The 22,378-nt window shown below is 40.4% G+C and carries 10 protein-coding genes and 1 pseudogene; 2 read left to right on the plus strand and 9 right to left on the minus strand.

What is annotated here, in order from left to right; translation table 11 throughout:
• Nucleotides 1-145: 145 nt before the first annotated feature.
• Both ACM0OY_RS23130 and ACM0OY_RS23135 read left to right on the plus strand, forming a co-directional pair.
• The gene (locus tag ACM0OY_RS23130; RefSeq protein ID WP_414571177.1) at nt 146-1,168 is read left to right on the plus strand and encodes a hypothetical protein; all 1,023 of its coding nucleotides are present in this window, start codon (nt 146-148) and stop codon (nt 1,166-1,168) included.
• A gap of 449 nt (nt 1,169-1,617) precedes the next feature.
• A complete protein-coding gene (locus ACM0OY_RS23135; protein ID WP_414571178.1) occupies nt 1,618-2,220 on the plus strand; it encodes a DUF1819 family protein in 603 nt (200 codons plus the stop codon).
• Here ACM0OY_RS23135 and brxL read toward each other — a convergent pair.
• The 9 genes and pseudogenes from brxL to ACM0OY_RS23180 form a co-directional block, all read right to left on the minus strand.
• Nucleotides 2,217-4,235 (minus strand): protease Lon-related BREX system protein BrxL, encoded by a 2,019-nt coding sequence (gene brxL / locus ACM0OY_RS23140; protein WP_414571179.1) that lies wholly within the window; start codon nt 4,233-4,235, stop codon nt 2,217-2,219. The genes ACM0OY_RS23135 and brxL overlap by 4 nt on opposite strands.
• 59 nt (nt 4,236-4,294) lie before the next feature.
• On the minus strand, nt 4,295-6,862 hold the full coding sequence (gene pglZ, locus ACM0OY_RS23145; protein ID WP_414571180.1) for a BREX-1 system phosphatase PglZ type A: 2,568 nt from the start codon (nt 6,860-6,862) through the stop codon (nt 4,295-4,297).
• A gap of 182 nt (nt 6,863-7,044) precedes the next feature.
• A complete protein-coding gene (locus ACM0OY_RS23150) occupies nt 7,045-8,562 on the minus strand; it encodes an ADP-ribosylglycohydrolase family protein (protein WP_414571181.1) in 1,518 nt (505 codons plus the stop codon).
• On the minus strand, nt 8,474-10,066 hold the full coding sequence (locus tag ACM0OY_RS23155; protein ID WP_414571182.1) for a DarT ssDNA thymidine ADP-ribosyltransferase family protein: 1,593 nt from the start codon (nt 10,064-10,066) through the stop codon (nt 8,474-8,476). Before ACM0OY_RS23155 ends, ACM0OY_RS23150 begins: the two co-directional genes overlap by 89 nt.
• Nucleotides 10,050-13,322, minus strand: coding sequence for a DEAD/DEAH box helicase (locus tag ACM0OY_RS23160; protein ID WP_414571183.1), 3,273 nt, complete (start codon nt 13,320-13,322; stop codon nt 10,050-10,052). The genes ACM0OY_RS23155 and ACM0OY_RS23160 overlap by 17 nt, the downstream gene beginning before the upstream one ends.
• A gap of 534 nt (nt 13,323-13,856) precedes the next feature.
• Nucleotides 13,857-15,536, minus strand: a pseudogene (gene pglX, locus ACM0OY_RS23165) (BREX-1 system adenine-specific DNA-methyltransferase PglX); the annotation flags it as partial.
• Between the two features lie 125 nt (nt 15,537-15,661).
• The gene (gene pglX / locus ACM0OY_RS23170; protein WP_414571184.1) at nt 15,662-17,611 is read right to left on the minus strand and encodes a BREX-1 system adenine-specific DNA-methyltransferase PglX; all 1,950 of its coding nucleotides are present in this window, start codon (nt 17,609-17,611) and stop codon (nt 15,662-15,664) included.
• 64 nt (nt 17,612-17,675) lie between these two features.
• Nucleotides 17,676-21,218: a BREX system P-loop protein BrxC gene (gene brxC, locus ACM0OY_RS23175; RefSeq protein ID WP_414571185.1), complete on the minus strand. Its 3,543-nt coding sequence runs from the start codon at nt 21,216-21,218 to the stop codon at nt 17,676-17,678.
• Nucleotides 21,215-21,808, minus strand: coding sequence for a DUF1788 domain-containing protein (locus ACM0OY_RS23180; protein ID WP_414571186.1), 594 nt, complete (start codon nt 21,806-21,808; stop codon nt 21,215-21,217). The genes brxC and ACM0OY_RS23180 overlap by 4 nt, the downstream gene beginning before the upstream one ends.
• Nucleotides 21,809-22,378: the final 570 nt, after the last annotated feature.

Below are 22,378 nucleotides of genomic sequence, written 5' to 3' on the forward strand. Positions count from 1 at the left end.
TCAGTAGAATTGCTTTCTCCTAAGTGTACTTAACTGGACTGATAACCGCTATATCGATATAGAGTTACTATTTGATCCTACACCAGAAGAATGTACAGAAATAGCTATCTCTTCGGTCAATTACTGCTCATTAAAAATAAAGGAATTGGCGAAAAAATTAGAAATAAAAAATATAAGGATCATTAAAAAAATTCTTAGGCTTTCTGATCAACTTGAATCTTTATTAAAGAAATATGAGCCAGAATTAATATATCAAGCTTTACATAGTATGGCACTTTTAGCCTTATGCTATTTTAAACAAGGTAATGACAAAATTCCTGATTATGATTATGTAAAAAATATTGGTTATAAAATATATGGGCTAAATCATAAAGAGGCAACTATACAAGAAAAACAATGGAATTCATTTCTTAGGAATTATTTATTCTATAATATAGATGAGTTTGATTTAGAGATTGCCAAATCTATAGAGAACGGATTTTTCAATGAGGTTTCGCTATTGGCAGAGGCAGATAAATTAAATGCTAAAATCATAGCTGATAAATCAGAAAACTCATTTTCAGAAGCCTGGAAAAAATATCACAATACTTTTGCCAATAATCAAGAAGAAGTTGTAAGCTCTCTTTATGAGAGTCTTAAAAAAAACGTTCAATACATAAGTCCTATTAATTTAAATGGTACAGTCAAGCTTTTTAGATACTTAAGTGAAAATGAAAAAGCAAATGAATTAATTGAATTTTATATTAGTAATAGAAGAAGTAACAAAACAATTTTTGATTTGAAACATTCTTCATTTGCAAATCATATAGATGATCCAAAGATTATTGAAAGATTTAATTGTGAAAGCAAGTGTTCTGGAGATGATAGAAGCCCAGAACAAGTTATTATCAGTTTAGCTGCTAAAAATGGATGGAGTCAAAATGATATAGAAGTACTTTCTGCTCTTACAGTAGACGACTTCTACCAAATATTTATTAGCCAACATGGAGATCATTTATCAGGATTGGTTGATGCTTGCCTTCAATTTGCACAGATAGATAATGCTTCTGATGAGCAAAAGATGATATCTAATAAAACTATTGAAGCACTCGTCAAAATTGGAAAGCAGAGTTCGCTGAACGCACGGAGAGTAGCTAAGTTCGGTATAAGAATTGAAGGTGATATATAACAAGCACTCTTCATTGTAATCAATCTTTAACTGGTTCCTGCTTCAAAATTATTTATTGTCTTTAATAGCAGCTTGATAATTAATTTAGGTAGAGTTATGCCAAATAGGTGATAACAGGTAGATGAATCGGTAAGATAAAGAGCTAAGTTTGGTCAGTCCATTGCATTAAATCATCTCTAGCGTAGGATATATTAACACATTTAGTTTTGCTACTGCACTGCTGTAGTTACACAAGTGCTTACCCTTGGAGTTAAACGGATGATCATAAGTGAGATGAGGTCAAAGATTGACCGCCTTTGGAAGTATTAAACTCTGAAACCTTGACGAAAATGTAATAGGAGATTTACATAGGAGGATGCTAACGAGCATTTCCTGAAAAACATTTAAATCCATAACTCACTATCTAGGTTTGAGAAAGGGTTTTGCTTGCCTTCTCTATTGTTTCGATTATGCCTGAAACTGCTTATACTGCTCGTACTAACAATGCTTTTGTTTTAATTGAAACCCTTCGAGTTGCTGAACTGATGTACCAAGGTGCAACCCAGGAAGATATTCGGCAACGGGTATTGGTGGAGGATTTGTTTCAACTGCGCTCTCAAGCTTCCCGTGAGCGGGCGCTGCAAACTATTCTCAAACGTCTTCAGCAAGTCCCAGAGGAATATATTCAATTAATTGCCACTGGCAACCCTGACATCCGCCGATTCACCATATTGTTCCTGATTCTGCGAGAACACCGCCTTCTGCGCGAACTCATTGATGAAGTCCTGCTAGACAAAATTAAGGGTTTTGATTACGTCGTAACGGCTGCTGATTTGCGAACCTTCTTTGAAGGAAAGCGAGATCAAAATTCAACTGTGGCTGCATGGTCAGACTCCACCTATAAAAAGGCTGCTAGCAACACCTTACTGGTGCTAGTAAATGCGGGTCTATTGCAACCCACGTTTCCAAGAGGAAATTATCAAATTCGTTCTGTTCCGGTGCCATCAGCTTTGCGTCAACAATTACTCGCTGATGGGCTAAGTTATTACCTGACTCTCATGCTTGATTTTTAATCGACTGCTAACGCTTTAAATACTGCGTCTACAGGGTCAGCGTAAAATGATGTTTGAAATTTAGCAAACAACTCTGGCGGAACACTGGCTAAGTCCACAGCGCTTGCCATTGGTAAGAGGATACGTTTAGCGCCAGCATCAAAGGCTACTTGCAGGCTACCCGCTAGGTTACTGACTGGTGTAATCGTCCCACCAATGGTCATTTCCCCAAATATCGCAAATTGTGTTTGAACACTTCGTTTTAGAGAAGCAGAACATAACGAAACGAACAATGCTAATCCGCTCTCTTGCGGTGCGCCAGACCCTTGCAAGTCTAGTAACTGGAGCAAAAAATCCAAATTACTTGGATGAATGCTACTGCTAACTCTTTGGGCGTTAGCTTTGAAGTAATTCATGGCAATATTTAAACTGTCCTTCATCTTGCCAGCCGTCGCTACACCAGTGCGTACTAGCTTGCCAGTACCGGGTACTGCTTGCAGTTCAAGTTTGAATGCCCCAATTATGCCGCTATCTCCAGTACTGACAAAGTGCAAGTGACCGGGAGTCAGCATTTCCTGACTAATCAGGCTCGAACCACCCTGTTCCGGTACTGAGACAAAATGCTCATCTAGAGTTTCCAAGTCGATGTAGCTGAAATGCACATCGTAAAATTCCATTCCGCCAATTTTCTTTAACTGTTCTTTCACCCGCCGTCGTACCCGCAGCCCATATACTAAAGCTTCACGCACATCTTCCTTACTAAATGAACCATCTGGGAAAAGCAGTTTAAGCAGCCCTGATACAGTTTTGCGAACTGCTTGAACATCTCGTTGCTTAAGATTGTTACCTAGTCTGAAGTGGAGGTCTATGGCATCGGCAAAACTGCGTTTACGCATTTCCCGCAGCCACTCCGCTAAGTAATCGACAATAAACCCGTACTGGTTGGTGAAATTCTCTGGGCTAAATTTGGGGATTTCCCAGCCAGGAATATAAGCGTGAAAACGGTCGAAGAAGGCGGTGTCAATCATGGCTTCGGGGAAGGGTGCCAGCAGGTGTGAGGTCTTTACTAAGGATTCCACGCTTTGATTAATGTTGCCGACAAAGACCATAGAAGCATTAGCGGTAATCTCTGCCTTACCGCGTGCAAAAGAACCTGATGCCATGTAGTCTTTCATGATTTGCACACCGTCGTTATCGTGGAAGCTCATGCCTGCTACTTCATCAAAAGCAACCACGTCAAATAAACCTACTAGTCCGACGCGACGGTTGGACATATTGTAGAAAAGATTCGCTACTGTAGTTTTTCCACCAGAAACCAAGATTGAGTTAGGAGAAACTTCTTTGTAGACGTGGGATTTACCTGTAGAACGGGGGCCAAGTTCGCAGCAGTTGTAGTTATTTTCACAAAGGGCTATTAAACGGGCAAGTAGATGCCATTTCACGTCTTCGCTGACAGTAGTGGGTTCCAGTCCTGTTGACCGAATCAGCAGGTCAATCCATTCACTGCGGGTAAAAGCTGGGCGACCCGCAAACAATTCATCCATATCCACATTAGGCATTTGGATAGGTTTGAGACTTCCGACAATGAAGGGACTGGGTTTGGTTCCTGCTTCATATTCCAGTTGTAAAATACACCAAATACCACCACCCAAAAGCTTTTGGTTGGGTTTGACAATTTCTGGATCAATGACTACGCCTTTGACACCCAGGTTCATTAAAGTTCCCTGGTAGATGTCATCTCTGTCGTTGAGCGTTACCGTTACCCGGTCAATGATGGTAAATCGTCCCAATTCCCGAATTTTAGATTTGATCTGTTCTGCTTCATCAGGACGGACATAATTCTGTGCCAGGATGTTTTTTACACGGGTAACGCCTTCTTCAATGGTGGTTTCGTCGTCGGTCGCGCAGTACATACCGAGTAGGTATTCCAGCACATACACTGGTACGTTAGCGCCTTCTTTAATACGTTTAGTCAGGTCTTTACGTACTACCTTTCCAGGGTAAATGCTGTTTAGTTTTTGATTCAGGTCATCCATTTTGGGGCAGGGAGCAGGAGAGAATAATTTGATATCACCGATATTGTGACTATATTGGCTTAGAAATCTCCAAAGTCGTTAGCGATCCCTAAACTAACTGCCCAGGTTTCTCGGAGCAATTCACTTTCATCGTCTGCATCCTTAACTATTAAATAGACGTTACTAGGGGGATTAGCGGTAGTTACGGTCAACCTTAAGTTAATTTCCCGATCGCTAGGATGTGGGCTAGTGCTGCTTAAGTTTGCTCCTCGCACATCTGTTATCGGTGTATTAGTTTGGGGATCGTAGAAAGCAACTGTAATTTGACGCGATCGCCATCTCCCCTCAACCGCATCACTTTGTACTAACGTCAATGTAAAACGATTATTCGTTACCCGCCGAACTCTGGCACTTACCTGTACCCCTACTTTCCTGGCTGGGCCTTCGTCTCCTTTAACCGCCCGTTGGTGATGATAGGTAATGACTGGTACGCATACTTCTTGGAGAGATGCCCCGCCGTGGACAAACTGCGCTCCTGCACCTTGGACGGCAAAGCGTAAACTACCACGAGGTACGATCGCGACTGTGCCATTTTCTGTATAGGGCAGGCTAAAGTGCAGTAAGGTTGAGTCATTCAACTGTTCTCGTGCTAACAGGTAGCGGCGTTTGCTTTCCAGTACTACTTCACTACTTGGTAGGGGTCGCTTGTCTGCCTCTTGAATGGGGCGACGTTGGTATAAAAAACCGTGATCTGCGGTGATAATAACGTTTGTACCATTGATAGAATTACAAATTTTCTTTACCAGCCGTAGCAGTTCGCTAATTGCTGTTCCGCAAGCTGATAGTACTTGACGTTCGCTGGATGCCTGATCGCCGATCGCATCAATGACGTTGTGATAAATGTAGATTAGGCGATAAGGTTGCACAGCAGCCCGTCCTTCGTCAGTATTCATCTCTAGCAGGTCTTTGGCACTAAGTACTGTAGCTTCTACTCGACTATTTTGATTTAGTACCTTTTGCCTTGCTAATGCTCCTTTAGTACCAAGCCCATCCAGTCGGACATCATCATCACCTGGTATCAGTTCTAGCTTTGACCCTGGAAGAAGTGCTGCCATACCCAACCGTGTCACGCTGGGTAAAACTCCCAATTGTGCCTCTAGACTGGTTTCACCACGAACTTCTTTTTTAATTACCTCTTCTAGTTCGCTGGCGACTTCGTAGCGCAAAGCATCGGAGATAATCACAAATACTTTTTCGCGATCGCTCCGTTCTAAAATTGGGAATACGTGCCTGCCAAAAAATCTAGTTTGAGATGCTATGCCCTCCAATTCCCAGTTGTTGTTGCCAAGGGCATCAGACCAAGCTTCTCCTATACTATCCAGGAACCATTGGGTGTATAGATTTTCCACATCGTCAATTAAACCCTTGAGGATATCCCCTTGGGCATCATCGCTTTTGACGATAAAGTGGCGGTAAGCTTTGTCAAAGGAGTGTAAATCGCTGGCGTAGGCTTTGAAGAGAAGTGGGGCTGGCTGGCGGAATCCTTCTGGATACTGTTGCTTAAATTCCAACAGAGCGATCGCAGCTTCCAATGCTTGATAAATCTTCTCATACTGGGGGAACCAAATCAGGGTATGACGTGCCTGTAACCAAGTTCGCCAGGGTGTCAATTCTGTTATTTGTTGCCCCATTTGCATTTGCAGGGTTTTAACGCAGGTGCGGATTAATACCTTATCTACCACCTCGAAACTGGCTGCTTCAAATAAAACTTCCGGCTCTAAATTCTCTATAGCATCAAATATATGTAATTGTTCTGCCACCTCACTGCTGAGGATCTTCCAGCCTAGAGAATCCTGCTGGTCGCGCATCCACTGGTCGATAAAAGCATAAGCCCGTTGTCCAGGAGTGATAACTTGGTTTGCTAGCTGGGGCGGGATGGTATCGTGCAGAGATTTAGCAAAATGCGTGATTAGCAGCTGCACGAATAACTTGTTTAAACTGGGGTTTTGCTTCGGAAAGTCCGTGTGTTCCTGGACTACTTCCCAGAAGGCCTCAGGGGAGATAAAACGCTCAATATCAGACCAGAGGGCGTTATCAGACTCTAATAACCCTCCCAGCAGCACCCGCCGAATCAGTGTCCCTGCATCGGGTACTTTTAAGCCTGCGAGGACGGAAAGCATAGCCAGGAGTAATCCCCGTTCGTCGCTGTCGGGGGAAATACCCATTGCTTGCAGGGTTTCTGTCCGTTTGCGGCTTTTAAAGAATTTCTCATGTTCCCGGATGACAATTTCCAGGCGGCGCGATCGCAATCCTAAATCTGCATAGATAAGGGCGGCAGGGTCAGCAGAGAAGGTTAAACCGCTTTTTTGGATGTCTAGAAGCCAGTTTTCTTGGGGCGCAGGTTCGGCAAAGGGGGCGTACAGTAGAAAAGTTTGATTGGGTTGCTCGACCAGCAGGTGATATTTGACAGTAAAGGCAGTATCAGCGAGTTGGAGTTTTTCTACGCCTTCGAGTTGGAGTTCATTAAAGCTGCTGGTAAATTGTTGTTCGGGGTCGTACCAAAACACCACCCTTCGTCCTGGGTGCAACCAACGGGCTGAATCTTGGAAGAGGATTTCTAGAGTGTTTTGGATACGAGCGGTGTTCATAGAATTGTTTACACAACTTTTTAGGAGTGAGTTAAGTTACGTGGGGCAAAAGTTGATGTGATTTTCTTACTGAGGCAGAATCAACTCGCAAAAATTTTATTTTTTGCCGTTCAAACAGGAATCATAGCCTTATAGTGTTTTTTTGTCGTTAGCTAATGACCATCTGTTTAGGAACAGATGCACTAAATAATAAATAATGTTTTGCTAGGGGTATCAGTACGAAAAGCTAATTTGCAGCTTTGACCAACATCGAAATTGATGCGTACAGTTGTTACTGTTCGCCCTTGAGTGAGCAGAGATTGTTTATCTATTTCTGTGATCGTGCCTGCACCTAGACGGCAATGTACAACTCGCATATCCCTATGAACTGTCTGACGACACAAGGCTTTGCCCAATTTTATACCGCTATAGCCTGGGCGAATTTTCATCTTTTCATGTTCGCCAGCAGAAATTTTAGCTAGATATTCACCTATGCAAATCAAAAATGGCGCATCTTGAATCTGCGATCGCCATTTTTCAGAAATAACTTCCAATCCAAAAGCAGCACCGCCTAAGCCACCGACAAAAGCAGCGATTGAATCAGTATCACTGCCTATCATATTAGCTGCGGTAATAATGCTTTCCTGGGTTTGTTCTGGCTGACGGGCAAACAAATAAACCCCAGCGATCGCAGTCGCTAACCCAGAACCTTTGGTAGCTTGGTCAAAACAGCCTAGTTGCTCAAGTATGTTTTGAGGTGATTCATCTTTACGTAATCCTAACCAGACTAGACGCAACCACTCCACAGCTTCTTGTTTGGTTTTCTCAAAGACTACCTCGAAAGATTCTACCCTTCCTTTATTCCATTCAGTCAGCCATGTTTTCAAAGCGGGTATTTTCGGAATTTGCAACTGTTTTACCCAGTTGCCAAGTATTTCAATCAACTGTTGACCTATGCTAGGTTTTGACCACTGCAATACAGTTTGTAGTGCATATCCATATAAGAGCGCTCCAACGATAGCTCTTGGATGACCGTGACTAATTATTGAATTACGCCAAATATCTGCTTCAGCTTGTTCCCAACGGCCAACATTAGCTAATACATGAGGTGATATTCTCATGGCTGCACCATTGGCACCACCATCACGGTAGTTTAAACTGCCTTCTTTCATCTTACGGCTAAAAAAATTGCTATTCCAATCAGCCGACTTGCGCTGTATTTTCTCAGCTGCTTCCTTGACGGTGCCACCTGCACCACGAGCATATTCTAGCCACATTGGATACTCAAATTTACAAAAGGGATGATAGTCAAAGCATCCATTTAAGGATATACACGCAGCAGTGCAAATAGTTAATTGCGTATCGTCAGAATATTCCCCAGCAGCAATATAATCCTCATAACCTTGGAAGCGTCCACCAACACGCTTACTCCATGACTGGTAGTCAGTAACTTGCTCTAAACCCATTTTATGTTTGAGGTCGTTATGCGAACGGATAAATTCTGTCATCCAACCTAGTGCATCACCAGCCGCAGCAGCAATTATCGAACCAGCACAGCGATCCTGGAGTGAGTCAATCGATAATAATTGATTTTTTTCTTGCATAACCAACTCGTTAATAAATAAGCTGCTTTTAACTACCTCTAACAATCCACTCAGAATGCCAATCAAAATCACGAGATGATACTCGGATATTTCCTCTCCATCCTGCTTGCCGTACATTTTGCTCATGGCGTGGAGAGCGGATCACGATTTCCATTATGTCTGCTAAAGGGATACCATCTCGGATCAAAACTTCAGCTTGAATACAAGTAGGTAGGTTAATTGGTTTACTATTGCGATCTTGTAAGCCCTGTCTGTCTTGTACTGTATCATCGAATAGAGTTTGAAGTGTGTGATAACCAGGCGCTATGTGACGACCTCCACCTGTGGCAGCATTGAATTTGCAGAATTCTATTCCTTGTTTCCATAAATAATCAGGCTTGATATATAACAAAACTACAGGTTCCTCAGATTTATGTACAAGCCCATAAAGCATAAAAAAATTATAGTAAGTTAAACTACAATTGACATAATTTTTGTACTTCTGCCCTTCAGGTTTTCTACCATCAAATGGGTTAGTGCAAATATTATTCTTTTCTAATTGATATAAAGATAATATAGCGTCCGCACGACAAATATTATTTAGATTCTCAAGACGGGTTAAATGTAAAATTTTTTCGATTCTCTTGTGTAAAACAAAAGATTTAATATCTTCAGCGTCTGGTGTATTATATCTGGAGAAGGCTGGGAGAATTTGAGTCTCTGATGAATTAGCTAATTCAGTTTTTTCATCTAGATCAAAACTTTCAAAACATACGTCATCTAGAACCCAATCAAAAGATATCTTATCAAGAATATCCTCTGTTGAATCTGCCAACGTTATTTCTGCATCTGATAATCGAAACAATTCATCCCATACTATCTGCTGTTCATTCCCAGTACTTAAAATCTCCGTTAATGAATCTAATGCAATTTTTAACTCTTGATCTTCACTAAATATTTTGATAATATATTGGTCTTGTGAATCTAAAAGATAAAAAATAGAAATTTTCTTTCTAACAGTTGTAATAGGAGATAATTCTTGGTAGCTAGTTACTTTTTGATTTTTTTCTCGAATTACGATATCGAGAGCGATATTCTGTATATCTGCAATTGTTAAAGCAGAAATATCAGGATATTTATCGATGGTAATAAATTGTCCTAAGCTTTTTAATTCTAAAGGCGCATCCTGTAAGCGTGTATTATCAAAATTAATTTGATTTGTTAAAGGATCAGCTATAGCATAAATGTTTTGAGTATAAGAAGGTTCTAATACAGATTTTTCTTCCTCAAATATTTTTTTGCCAAAAGGTGTAATTTTTAAAGTAGAGTCTGAGGTTAGTTCTAAAAATTTCCAAGATTGAAGATTTTCAGCAACATTTCTCATGAGCATAGAATCTATACCCAGAACATTTGCTAACTCTTCTATAGTTACTGATGGAACGACATTAATTGCTGTGCTTAGTATGAACTCTTCAAATATATCTACTTTACGCAATTCGCTAATAGTAGCCTTCACTAACATCTGTTGGACGTTATAGCGAACATAGCGCCCAGCTAATACTTGATATCCTTGGGATTCAATTTTATCTACTAATTTGCTTAAACGAGAGTCTACTTGGTTAGCATTAAAGGTTAGATACATTTATAAACCCTTTATATTTATGTACAACTTGTGATACTTTTTGATATATAGGAAGTTGCGTAAATAAATCGTGACAGCCTACGATTATGAGCAATTCTTTAGCACGGGAAAAAGCGACATTAACTCTTTCAGGTGTTTGAGCAAATCCAAATTTGCTTTGCTGGTTGTTGCGAACCATGCTGACAATGATGATGGGTTTTTCCATACCTTGAAACCTGTCAACTGTGCCAGTACGAATATCTAGGGAAGGAAATCTATCAGCAGAAAAGTAATTTTCAATTCGTCCTAATTGAGCGCCATAAAATGTGATAATTCCTATTTCTTTTTTAGGCAAACCCTGAGCGACTTTAGGTGCCCAAGATTCTTCCATTTGCTTACATAATGTTTTAATTTTTCTAATTTCTACGTCGTTATAATATGATGTGCCATCTCTTATTTCATGAAACTCTCTACCTGTAGGCATTGCAGCCCACATAATATGATTATCTTCCCCGATAATTGAACCCGCTAAATTGTGTGCGCGTTCAATATCAGGATTGGTAAGCCCACAACTAAGTCCACCATCGCCTTCATCATAAAATTGGTTGATTGCTTCCATAATCTGTGGATGCATTCTATACTGGATATTTAGCCGTCTAGTTATACTTGCTTGGTTAGTTTGTGCTGCTTGAAATTGCAACTGAAACCATGATTGCTCTAAAAATTGAAGATTATCTATAGGGATAGAAAGTTCTTCAGCAAGCTCATCTAAATTTTCTTCATCTAAAATGGGTGGTAACTGACGATAGTCACCAATCATCACAATTTTTTTACCTTTTAATGTGGGTATAAGTAACTCTGGAGGAATGCTTTTACTTACTTCGTCAATAATTACTACATCAAAGTGGCCAAATTTTTGTAAGTAATTACATCCTGCTGCTTTCATGCAGGTAACGCCGATAACATTAACGTTATCCAAATATTTTTTTTGTAACGCCTCATATTCTTCGTTAATAGGGTGTCGTAATTTTTTAATCCATCTTTGAATAGTTGGTTCCCATTGGTTAAGGTAAGCTTCTGATTTTTCAAGCTCTTGTTGCCATAACTCAAAGTTAAGATGAATATTTATTAGAAAATTGAGATTAAATAATTCCTCATTATCAACATCTGGTTTAAGCCAATTAGGGATTCCCTGGTAAATGCTTACCCACCAATGTCTAAAATTGTTTAAATTTAGTTCCAATTCATCTACCTGCTTTTCAATTTCTCTAACTTGATTAGATAGTTCTGTAACTTCATTGAAAGCTTTATTAGTAACTTCTCTAATACTTTCAAGTTCAGAATCTATATGACTATTAATTGTTGAAAGTATAGTTAAAGGAGCTAGAGTAGCTTGTAAATTATCTTGAGATTCCGATGTTAGCAGAAGCATTTGCTCTGTTTCAGTTTGTAATTTATTGAGAAAATCTTTTGCACTTTCAGCAATAGCACTGCTAACTTTGCCTGTAAGTTTATATAATTTAGATTCCCAATCTCTTGCTTGATTGTTTTGGATTAATTGCTCGTATTCTCGCTTAATTGCTTCTAACTTAATAGCTGCGATATAAATTTTTTTTTGTTCGGATGATTGATTTATATCTGCAATAGCAGTACTAGAATAGTTGTGTAATAGATTAATTGCTTGTATATGACGTTGACTGTTAATTCTGGTTGCAAGTTGTTCTCTTATTTGAGAAACTTGTGTCTCAAAAGGCTCTATGTTAATTAATATTTTTTGGTTTTGCAAAAGTAACCAATATATTTTATTACCAACTTTATATATTTCATCACATTCATTTAGCTGAAATATTAGTTCATTTATTTCGAGTTGGCACTCATCAATATATTGTTTCCAAGGTTGTTGACAAGCTTCTAGTGCAATAGTCTGTACCTGTAATGGCAATGAAATTAAATCTTCTGTAAGAGAATGACGTTGTTGCAAGCATCGCTTCAATACTTCATAGATTTGAGAGTTAGCTGTTAATTGCCAATTCTCAAGCTCACAGAGTGCCAATGTAAGTTCTGTTTTACGATTTTTTAGCTGCTCAATTTTTATCTGTTGGTTAGCAAAAAATATACTATTCGATTCAATGAGATTTTGTAAATCAGATTGCATAGAATCAATCTGATGCTGCCGAGCTTCTAGTTGAGCGTAAGTATCTCTTTTTGTATTGTATTCTAATTCAAGAGAAGTCTTAATATCTAGCAATTGATGTTGCTGTTGAGGAAAGGCTTCTTCAACTTGCATATAAGCTTGAAATTTATCTAACGATGTCAATAATGGACATAACCCTCGTACAATTTTTTGGTGATTTAATAAACGGTTTTCGCATTCAGCAGATGTATTGTTTACCCATCTATCAACAACGTTTTCACTTAGAAAAGGTTTTCCTTCTGTACTAACGCTTCTGGTACTTCCGTCTCGCACAGGACGTAAGACTGGGTGGTGAGATAATCGGCTTAAAGCGTTATCTACTGCTAGGTTGGCTTGAGAAGCAATTAGGGTACGCCCACCTTTAAGGGCAACTTGATAGCAAATTTCAGTAATAACCGTTGTCTTGCCTGTACCAGGAGGCCCTTGTAATAAAATGAGATCCTCCGCAGCTAGTACAGCTTTCACAGCTGCTAATTGGCTATCATTAGCCTGACCCAGGAATAAATCTTCTTTAGCTAGTTGGATAGTTTTTTCTAGCGGTCTAGCCTGAGAAGCTTCAAAGAAAAATTTGCTTAAATTAAAGTTTTGTGTATAACCTAACCTCAAGTTTCTTAAAGCTTGTCCTTGCCATTGAATTTGAGCAAGGCTACCAGTGTCTTTAAAAAACAACAATATTGTTTCAGGTAGTGCAAAATTATCCTGCTTTAACAACTCTGCTATATCAGGTTCTAGTTTGAGTTTTATTTGGTTATGATTACGTCTAACTGATTCAATTTTCCCTAATTCCTTACCCGCACGTCTATTGCGAATTTCAGCAGAACTTGCAAGAAACTTTAAAGGTTCGTTTACAGTCTTTTCAGCGCGCTTCCAAAATTCATCTAGGCTGATCGAAATCGAGCCATTACTGGTAGCTAAAGCAGCATCCACCGCAAAGGTTATATGTTTTGCGGATGCAGAGTAGTTGTAGGAAATAATAGGAACATAAAACTGACGGTTTTCTGCTATGCGGCGTTGTATTCCTAAGTAAGCTTCCCAGGCTTGTATTTGGGCATAGGTTGGTACATAAGAACTACAAACAGGCATTGTTGCTATTTCTGCAAATGCTGTTTCTGGAATACCTATATTATTTTGATGAGCGCGTTGTAGGAGAATCAGCCGAGGTAAAGAAAAAGAATCTACCCGTCCTTGTTCTAGGTCTACTAAATTAATTGCAGTTAAAACTAAATTGCCTGTACCATCTCGCTGAACGATTCCTGAAAGCTGTAAAGTTTGTTGCCGTTCTTCTAACTTCAGGGGTAATTGGAAATCATCCCGATCTGTTGCTACTATAAATTTCCATTTTTCTTCATATTCTGAATTTCTTCCTGGCTCTTGTCTGCGAACATAAAAGAGACAAGGCTCCGAACCTAAAAGATGAGATATAAGTTCATCAGCACGAGCGTGTCGTTCCCAATAATCAGGATAGGCATTTAGTACATCCGCTCCTTCAATATGGCTAACAAAGTGAGCGCTAGCACTTCTTAGATAGTTGTAACCCCAAGTTTCCGGTATCACCTTGTCACCCCATCTGATAAACGATAACTAATCAACAGGATTGAAGATTTTTGTGTAACAGATTCACACTTCAGAATGAACCTGTTTCAACAACTCCAGCTTCCACTGCGAGGCTTTTTCTAAGTCAGCAATTTTTAAATCTGTACCTTCATAAACTAAACCTTTGAAGCGCGTGTAGTTGTACGCTACACCATCGTCAAGGTCAAGATTAATTCGTGCATCGGCTTGGGTTTGCAGTTTGGCTTGGTAATCTCGCAGTTCTAGCTGTTGGGCTTGCAGTTCTTTCAGGCGGCTTGTAGCAGCTTTTTTAGCGGCGCTAGAACTGGTATTATCTAGCTGTTGTTGCGCCCTGGCAATTTCCCCATCTAGTTTGACTTGCAATTCCAAAACATAATCAGTGCGGATACGAGCAAGAGCATCTTCGCTGTAACGGTGTAAATATAGTAATGCGCCAAAAGCTCGTTTTTTGCCACTAGTAAACAGCCAGTAAATGGGGCGTTTTTTATAAGTTTGAATGTGGTCAGAAATGAATTCTTGCAGAAAGTAGCGGCGGATGCGTTCTTGGGCGCTTTCGCCGTTTTTGAGGGTGAGGGCGTTGGCGATGAAATTGAGGTTTTCGGTAAGGGTTTCGGGACTGTAGGCGACTCGCAGAAATTCTATGAAGCGGGTAACGATATCGTTATCAAAGTATGCTTGGTCTGTGATGGGAATTATTGCATCACTGCTGGCGCTTAAGGTTTGGTGTAGGGTGGAGTCAAAAGGTTGTCCGGCGTGGATGAGTCCGGGTTTGTCGAGGGAGTAGCGCCCCATGATACAGCCGACGGCGTAAGAGATGAGGGAACGGATATCTTTGTTTAAGTCGGCGCGGCGGATGGTGATTTGATCGTCGGGTACTTCTGGGGTGAGTTCGTCTTGTAAGCAGTATGCTTCTATCCAGTAGCGATTATTTTCTTCTTCTAGGCGTTGGAGTTCGCGGAAGGCTGTTTCTGATTTGTTTTGCCAGATGGTGAAGGCTTCGCTGAGGTGTTTGGTGTTGTGGCGTAATAGGGGGTGGGTTTGGAAGTCCCAGGAGGTTTCAAAATTGTCCCAATCTTGCTGAGAGAGATGTATCGCATCATAAACGAAACCAGAAATATTTTCGTAATCATTTCTCCACTGCTTAGGAATAGGCATATTTAAAACTTGGCCTATTTCAAAGTGTAAAGTAGGTGCAAAATCTGCAAGAATTATTTTGGATAATTTGGAGTTGATAATTGCAATTATAATAAAACTTGCTTTATCGCTTTCAAAAAAAAGTGAAGGCCCTGTACTATCAAAAATAAAGCCTTTTGGATAAAATCTGCCTACGAAACTAGTTGAAGAAATTCCTGTCCAACTTATACTAGGTTGAAAATAAAAATCGGGATTTCTAATATATGCTTTTGGAAAAGAAAATAATTCTTGCCCATCATTTGCCCAATTAATAACCCACTCTTGATTTCCATACCATTTTTTATAAGAACCACCTTTATTAAGAGGAAACCATTTTTTATTTAAAATTTTAGCGTCATGGCGTGATGAACATGATAATTCTAGGTTATTTCTAGAAGATTCAAACCAAAGACGTAAAAACCTGTCATTCTTTGAAGTGTCAATTCCTTTCTTGCCAACACTAATATCTTTAAGAAAAATTGAATTATCAAAAATCTTTAAAATATTATGTGTCACCCAATAAGCAATTGGACTATTTGGAATTCTTAAAAAATCACCCGACTTTGCATAATCAGGGCAAACGCATCTAAATTACTCTTGATCACAACGAAGGTTAAAAACCAACGAAAAAATCAGGATTTCGCGCTTGATTATTTTTTAAGCCCCAAAGCGATCGCCTAAAATTTTCGCAATAAGCAAGAGTTAATGACATTAATTTTAGTTCTATTGAGAATAGACTTTGCTTGTTGACATGATGCGGCCGCCCTGTTTGCATAATACAGATATCCACAATCAGGATTTTTAATTGCCTCCAAAGTTTTTAGTTCTTGTTTTTGATGTCCTTTAAAATCTGAAAGCCTAATGTAAGCTCCTAAGTAATTTGTATTAGCTGTCTTCCGCAGACAAAAAGTACAAACTGGTATACAAGCAGGCTCAAAAGCATTATATTCTAATTGAACCAATGAAGTAATTGTAAAATTATTTAATAGTTTAGTCCTAAAGATTTCATAAGTAGATAAGAACATCCAAACAAAAGGTGTTATTAAGCCTAAATAACTATGTTCATGTGTAAGGCTGTCAAACCGTTCCATAAACATGGAAAAAGCATCAGACTTGGAATCTGGATGATTTTTACTAGCAAAATCTTTTAAAACTTGATTTAAACTCTTATTTCCCATATAAGGCGGGTTCGCAACCACAACCCAATACTTATTACTCAACAAATCCGCTTGTAATAACAACCCCCGCAAAGCCGGAACAAACTCCCGGAATAGCGAATCACTCGCTTCTAAATTATCTAATTGCCATTTCAAGTTTTCATTATCAAAAGCTGGCGGAATAATTAAACTTCCTAAATTTTCTGCATCTTTAAAAGCTTCAATTAACGGTTTCCAATCTTCAGCATTTAATTCTGTTGCTGGTGGTAAAGTCTGACTATGGGTAGGACGCACCGCCGTAATATTTAAAACCAGATATTTCCGCAAAATCCGCGAATTCTTCGCCCGTGCCTTCATCAATACCGCAAAACTTGCCAATTGCGCTGCACGTTCATCAATATCTAAACCATACAAATTGTGCGTCAAAATCAGCGCCGGAATATCGCGCTCTAAATAACCTTGCTCTTTGTAAATTTCAAACAGCAAATCAAACGCATACACCAAAATATGACCACTACCACAAGCAGGGTCTATCACAGTCAACTCTTGAGGCGTTAAAGCTTGCGGTTTTTCACCCTCACCATCATCGTTAGGATTTTCCAAATAGTAAGGCATATACTCACGCAAGCGTGATTCTGGGTGCGCCTCTAACCACAACCGCCCTAAACTGTTCTCCACCATATACCGAACAATCCAGTGGGGAGTAAACAATTGCGTCGCTGCGGGAATATCTGCGGCTGCAACCTTTGACTTTGCCCCCATCACCTCATCCTTGCGTTCCGAAATGTAGAACTGATACAGCCAACCCACTACTTCAATATTCTGCCAGTCCTCCTCTGGAATCTCCTTTACCAGCCGCCGTACAATTGAATCCTGATTTAACAAGTTTCCAGGTAAAAACAGTGCTTGGTAGTTATGGCGAGGGTCAAACAGTGCCGGAATTCCCTCTGCCAGAGCTTTACACTGAGCTAACAGCAGACGGCGGTAAAGAAACTCATCGGGATTAGGATCGTGATTGGCAAAACTGCGCCACTCATTGAGAGTATCCAAGTCAAGTCCAGGTAAATCCCCCATTTCGGCAATAGAACTAGCATCCCGTAACAAATCAGGGTCTACCAAATTGGAGTCGCTACTACTCAACACCCGCCCGATATATCCATTCACCTCCATAAACCGCAACGCCGCCAAACGGTTAAACCAGGTGTAGGCAATTTCATCTATCAGCGCATCTACCGCCTGGAGTTGGCTGGAACTTAGTGTTAAATCTTGCAAGCGATTTCGCAGTTGATGATACTGGTTTGCTTCCGTGGTATTTAGCGTTTGACCCGCTACCAGCAGTCCACCTGCAACTGTCTGATGTTCTGTAATACTTTTGTGAGTTATACCAAATTGGGCAGCACGGGCTTTAACTTGTTCTCGTAGGTAACGACGTGCCCAAATAGCAAAGTTTTTGATAGCGGTGCGGTTCATAAGCTGATGAGGGAATAGGGTGATGCAATAAAGGTAGGAAAATGATTGGTAAAACTAAGTAATATTACTCAAGGCGAACGCGATGATTTTGTTGAATCTCATCCAATAGCGTTTTCCGCAACACCTCTAGATAAACATCCACATCTTGGAGTGTTTCCAGTAGGGGTTTAGGCGCAACTCTCGCTACCTGTAGCGATACGATGGGTTTGACATAAGTAGCTTTGCCGTTACTGCCATTGTTTGACTGACGCTGAATGATTTCATTGGCTTGCTGATCTACTTTTTGCAGCAATTGTGGGAGGATGCTTTCTAGTTCACTTTGACGTGCGATCGCAGAATCGATGCTTGTTACTTGGTTAACTGAGGTGATAACTTTATCGATATCTTGGGTGATATTGCTGAGGTCAAGCTGTGCAGAAATGTCTTGGTGAGCGGAAGTCACATACTCAGCTAATTTCTCCCGCATTGCCTTGCTTTTAGTCTCAACCTGATAAATTTGAGTTTTTAACGCTTCCTGCACCTTGTCTTTGACAGGTAGGAGTAACATTGCTAATTCTGGAATCTTGGCAGTGGGGTCAGACATCGCCAAAATTTGCTTAACTAAATCTATCCGCCTGAGCAAATCTGGGTCACTAATATGGCGTAGTTCTGGTTCTAAATTTTTCAGGTCATTACGAGCTTGCTGGAACAGCTTAATTTGTGTGCTAAAGAAAGATTGCAGCTTTTGCACATCTTCGATAAATTCTTCTATATCATCCCGTCGCTGACGAAATGTGTCGAAAAACTTAGCTGCACTGTCCTTGCTTAACAATTCACCTAGCAAATCTAAGTTAGTACGCAGTAATTCAGCAAAGGGAAGCCCACCTTCTGCTTGGATTAACCAACCTTCTAGTTCTTGAGAGCGTTTTGTGAGGGCATTTTTGTATTGTTCAAATAGCAACTGTGGATCGCTAGACATATTGCCATTGAGTAAGTCGCTGGCCATATCTTTGGCAATCTTCAAGTTTGCTGGGTTAATTTCATCGGTAAGGCGGACGGTATATTTATCTATTTCTTTGCGCGATCGCAACTGTAACACTAAACCTTTATCATGCAGATTAACGTTGCCTTGAGCGTGTCGCAGTTCTATTACACCCTTGTTAGCAAGTTCCGCCATCACTCCCAAAGTGTCAAATTCTGACCAACCATAGGGACGGACTGCAAACTTATCTACCAATGCCTTAATACTGACAAGGCGGCGAAGGCGGGTTTCTTCCATTAACCAAGCTCGCATTTCACTATGAGCAGCCACATTAACAGGCTGTCCGTTAATATCTTGTTCTTGACTCTCACGAGTTAGGGCATTACTTACCTGATCTTCGTTTTCAAAACCACTAGCCACGTAACCGAGCTTTTGATACACATTACCTACCAAATAGCTCAAACCTTCATTCAGCAAGCTTTTAGTGTCTCGACTGCGAATTTCTAACTTGCTACCACAGGCAAATACATCAGCACGAGTAATCAAATCCTCTAGGATAACTTTCAATTCCTGACGGCGTTTGCTATTCTCGTCTCCCCGTGCAATTAAAATTCTCTGGATACTAGGACTGAGGTTGCTGCTATTTTTCAGACGCAAGTACTCGTCTGTTTTAATTAAAATATTGAGATCATCCAGTAGACGCTGGTTATCAGGCAATCGCACCAAGACTTCATAACGAGATCCCGTAGTGCCAATGCAGAAAGCATCATCTTGCATAGCAGCGTAACTTTCGGCATAAGGGGTAACAATATGCAGGGTTAAGTCGTTAGTTTGCTGCCCAAAAGTTTGTTCATCCAGCTTGCGGTTAAATGGATACTTATGACGTTGGCTGTATCGTAGTTCTTTGTCAGTAAAAATTGAATCCCAGACAAGCTGTTGTAATTCTTTGAGAACTTTGATTGAATCAACTTGAGTATTTTTGATTTCTCTGCCAATATCTTGCTCCTCATGGGTCAAGAAAATATATTCATCGCCATTACGCTGGATAAGAGTTTGACGTTCCAACCGCCCCAAAGATGCTTCTACCTGCTGCCGCAAAGCTAGTTTATCCTGGTCAATATTACTTAAGCTAAGAGTAGTTAAGTTATCCAAATTAGCCCGAATTTCTTTCAGGTACTTGACCATGAATAGGGTCTTCAATAGATCAATGTCAAAAGAATGTAGTTGCGGATTCCGACCCGCCTGAATAATAACTTGGTTGATCGAACTATCCAAAAAGCCTTCTACTGCCATGTAAAAGGTGTGGAACGGAACCAGCACACCAAGAGGTTCTCCGGCTACCGCTTGGGATGCAACCTGAAAAGCATCCAATAGCGATCGCTCTCCTGATGCCAAGTGCTTACCAGCAGAACCCATGAGGCGAATTTGAGTGAAAACCTTTTGTAACAGATTAAATTGATAGGGAATAAAGGGATACGCGGTAAAAAAATCTTGAGGATTGCCATATCCCGGCATATCGGCGCTGTCCTGAGTAAAAGCAATTTGGTTTCTCAGAATAGCAATCTTCTGGCTATACAAAGCTTCCAACCCAGCCCGTGCTGCATCAGTTTTGCCCAGCAAGCGTAACTTAATTACCTCATCGGTATTAGCAGAAGACAAATTCAGTGGGCGATAAAAACGACCAATAATCTTAGAAAAATCCTCGCCTTTAATCTTGTTTTTGGTAATCTCATCCATTGCCTCTTGGGATGTCACCACTACCCAAGCTTTTCCCAAACAGTAAGTACCCAAATCTTCCACAACAGTCTGTAGGTTCAGCATCAGTTTGCTGTCTTCACCGATATACTGTCCTACCTCATCCACCATAAAAATTAGGCGATGTTGCGGCCCTTTACTATCCAGATACTGCTTTACCATGCCAGCAAACTTTTCTGGACTCAAAGTATAATTTTGTTCGCCGAAATCCAGTAAGCGGTTAGCCGCTTCTGCACTCATACCCGTGCTAGTTTGTAATGCACTAGCGATCGCATCTTGATGAAAACCCCAAGCATCTCGGTTTTCCTTCCATTCCAAGCCACTCTCTGCCAAGAAAGCTTGTTGAAAAGCTGCATATTTACCTTGGCGATCTAGTTGACGTTCAAACTCAGCAATGGGAAGAACCGTCCCAAAGTACCCCAAATGCTCGTCAAATACCTTTTGAAAGACTTTGGTAATGCTTTCTTTATGGTTTTTATTATTGGCATCAGCTTTAGAGTCAATATTGAATAAAATCACATCGCAAGAACTATGTGCTGCTTGTGCTATCAAGGCTTGCAACATCGGATCGGGTATGCGTTTTTCATCAAAATAATCCAAGGCGCGGCTAGTTTCCAATTGATGATTAGCCAATAGGTATGACAGAATCTTCAAAAAGTGAGATTTCCCTGAGCCAAAAAATCCAGAAATCCATACGCCCATCTTATCCGTAGGATTGCTTAGACTATTGGTGTAGCGTTCAAAAAATGTCCGAAAGTGCCTATCTAGTTCGTTGGTAACGACATACTCTTCCAATTCTTGACGAATATTCTCGTCATCCTTCTGCCCAACTTTAATAACGCCATTGATATTACGGTAAATGTCCTTTTGGAAGAGTTCGGCGATATTCATAGGTGGTGTTGTTGGTGGGGAATCAGAGGGAAAGCCCGATAGTAGTTGTCATCCTTAAAGGTGTCGAATAGACGTAGTTCGTGCCCATCGTAAGAACCAGGGAAAAACATCACTAGAGGGATTTTGTCAAGTACTGGGTGTAGGTTGTTGAGAATACTGTGCGATCGTAAAAGGGGCCAGCTAGCACCAACTCCAGTCATGATTACAAGCTGTTCATCACCCCTAAGTTTTTTTTGGATGTAGGCAATAACTTGGTCAGGTCGGACAAGGGGCGCAACGGTCTTAGCTAGGGCAGCATTTCCTTTAGTTGCTTCTAACTCAAGAGCTTTTTTGAGTACCCCTCTTTCTTGCAATATGTCGAGGATAGTTTTATAAAGATCAATTTCCAGCAAAATAAGCTGGATGGGCGGACTCATCAATTGCCGCTTTAGGCGTTCGACATATTTCTGTACTAGTGGTTCATATTCAGCGTCATAATCAAAAATATAAAAGCCAATTTCGTTTCCAATACCGCGATTACTTAATAAACGTGCATCTTGCAGTTTTGGTAATAGTGCATCAAGGCGCTGATTAATACTCAATGTGGGCATTAATTTTGCCTTTGATCACTGTGTTTTTTCGATTTTGGCCAATAAGGAGGTAACTTTTTTAATAAAAATGTGAACATTACCCCACAGATGGCTTTGCTGCCTTGAAGTGGTTAGTTATATACATAGCAATACAGCTTCCTTGATGACTTTTATCAAGGATAATCGAAAGTTAGATAAATGGCACAGTATATTTACTGATTAAACAGGCAATTATCAAGCTGTGTTTGAGCTTTTAGATACACTTAACTCTTTATAAACCTGGGTAAAGAATTATAGTGCTTAATGATTCCTACAATACAAAGGAAGAGTATTCTGCGAGTAACTCTTGACTATCTAATCACAGGCAGCATCCGCGATTGTAAGCAAATGCCTTGGCAGACCACAGAACATGGTTGCTGGTGATGGTGTGTTGAGAAGGCACATCTGGGAATGGAGGAAGTAGCGTAGGCGCAGCCCGTCGTAGACATCGCTCTTACGGGACGTAATCCATCGCCTCCCCAATCGATTCTCTCTCTTATTGCCGAAAGTCCTACTAATGTGTGGCATTGGTAGGAAATCTAGCGTGAAGAT

It is taken from the genome of Nostoc sp. CCY 9925 (assembly GCF_963920935.1).
GTDB lineage: Bacteria > Cyanobacteriota > Cyanobacteriia > Cyanobacteriales > Nostocaceae > Nostoc.